Source organism: Paracoccus sp. UBA889 (assembly GCA_002294185.1).
Taxonomy (GTDB): domain Bacteria; phylum Pseudomonadota; class Alphaproteobacteria; order Rhodobacterales; family Rhodobacteraceae; genus Paracoccus.
Window position 1 is genome coordinate 53,781 of record DBFD01000048.1, and the last position, 1,630, is coordinate 55,410.

Consider the following 1,630-nt stretch of genomic DNA (forward strand, 5'->3'; position numbering starts at 1 on the left):
ATGGGCGTGGCCAAGGCGGCGCTGGAGGCCTCCGTGCGCTACCTCGCCGAGGATCTGGGCAAGAACAACATCCGCGTTAACGCAATCTCCGCCGGACCGATCAAGACGCTGGCCGCCTCCGGCATCGGCGATTTCCGCTATATCCTGAAATGGAACGAGCTGAACTCCCCGCTGCGCCGCAACGTCACACAGGAAGATGTCGGCAAATCCGCGCTCTACCTGCTGTCCGATCTGGGCTCCGGCGTCACCGGCGAGACCCATCATGTCGACGCGGGCTATCATGTCGTGGGCATGAAGGCCGTCGACGCCCCGGATATCGACGCCGCCAAGAAATAAGCGCATCGGGAGTGAGCCGGCCATGACCCTCACCGCCTTTCTCGCCGTCTGGCTTTTGCACCTGATGGCCGCCGTCAGCCCCGGTCCCGCCGTGCTGATGGCCGCGCGCACCGGTCTGACGCAAGGGGCGCGCACCGGCGTCGCGCTGGCGCTGGGGCTGGGCATCGGCGCGGTGTTCTGGGCGGCGCTGGCGCTGTCGGGTCTGGCGATCGTGTTCGAATTGGCCCCCGGCCTGCTGCGCGTGCTGAAACTGGCCGGTGCCGCCTATCTGCTGTGGCTGGCATGGCATATGTGGCGCGACGCTCGCACCCCCTTTGATGCGACCTTGCCACCCGGCGCGGCGGTTCCGGGCTTTCGCGCGGCGCTCTGGCGCGGCCTGATGTGCCAGTTGTCGAACCCGAAACCCGCCGTGTTTTTCGGCGCGGTCTTTGCCGGGGCGATCCCGCCCGAAACCGGGCTGGGCGGACGTCTGCTGTTGCTGGCCGTGATCTTTGTGAACGAATCCGTGTGGAACAGCTTCGTGTCGCGGGTCTTCTCGCTCGACCGGATGCGCCGACGCTATGTCGGGATGAAAACTACGCTCGACCGTTTCTTTGGCGGATTTCTCGCGGTGCTGGGCGTAAAGCTCGCAACCGGCTGATCCGCTGCCCCCGACTTTGCTGCAAATGGCCCCCGCCCGGCCCGTGACGATGAGGACCAAACCGATGACCGACCGCCTGCCCCACGAAAAAGGGTTTCACATCAGCTGGGACCAGATCCACCGCGACAGCCGCGCGCTGGCATGGCGGCTGGACGGGCATGGCCCCGACGATGGCGGCTGGAAGGCCGTGGTCGCGATCACCCGCGGCGGCATGGCCCCCGCGATGATCGTCAGCCGCGAACTGGACATCCGCACGGTCGACACGATTTCGGTCAAGTCCTACGACCACCAGTCGCAGGCCGAAGCCAAGGTGCTGAAAAGCCCCGATGCAGAGTTGATGGGCGATGGCTCCGGCATCCTGATCGTCGATGACCTTGTCGACAGCGGCAAGACACTGGAACTGGTGCGTCTGCTCTACCCGAAAGCGCATTTCGCCACCGTCTACGCCAAGCCAAAAGGCCGCCCGATGGTCGACACCTTCATCACCGAGGTAAGCCAAGACACATGGATTTTCTTCCCATGGGACATGGCGCTGCAATATGTCGAACCCTATCGGGGCCGCGACTGAGCACGGGGTATCGCTCCCGCTGTCGGACAAGCCCGAAGGGCGCGAGAGCGAGCGCCTGCCCGTCCCGGCGGGCTGGCGCTTGGCCA

General features: G+C 65.5%; 3 protein-coding genes. All 3 read left to right on the plus strand.

The features are described 5' to 3' along the window. Positions 1-336 (plus strand): SDR family oxidoreductase (locus tag B4L36_RS09340; protein WP_292955872.1); only part of this gene is annotated, 336 nt, incomplete at its 5' end. A 22-nt stretch (positions 337-358) separates the two neighbouring features. After that, a complete protein-coding gene (locus B4L36_RS09345; protein ID WP_097372810.1) occupies positions 359-976 on the plus strand; it encodes a LysE family translocator in 618 nt (205 codons plus the stop codon). Positions 977-1,040: 64 nt separating this feature from the next. Next, complete coding sequence (gpt, locus tag B4L36_RS09350; RefSeq protein WP_088663225.1) at positions 1,041-1,544, plus strand: xanthine phosphoribosyltransferase; 504 nt, start codon at positions 1,041-1,043, stop codon at positions 1,542-1,544. Positions 1,545-1,630 lie beyond the last annotated feature (86 nt).

Excerpts from the sequence above, each read along its gene's own strand:
- B4L36_RS09345 (WP_097372810.1), top strand. The coding sequence starts at position 359 with ATGACCCTCACCGCCTTTCTCGCCGTCTGGCTTTTGCACCTGATGGCC.
- gpt (WP_088663225.1), top strand. The coding sequence starts at position 1,041 with ATGACCGACCGCCTGCCCCACGAAAAAGGGTTTCACATCAGCTGGGAC.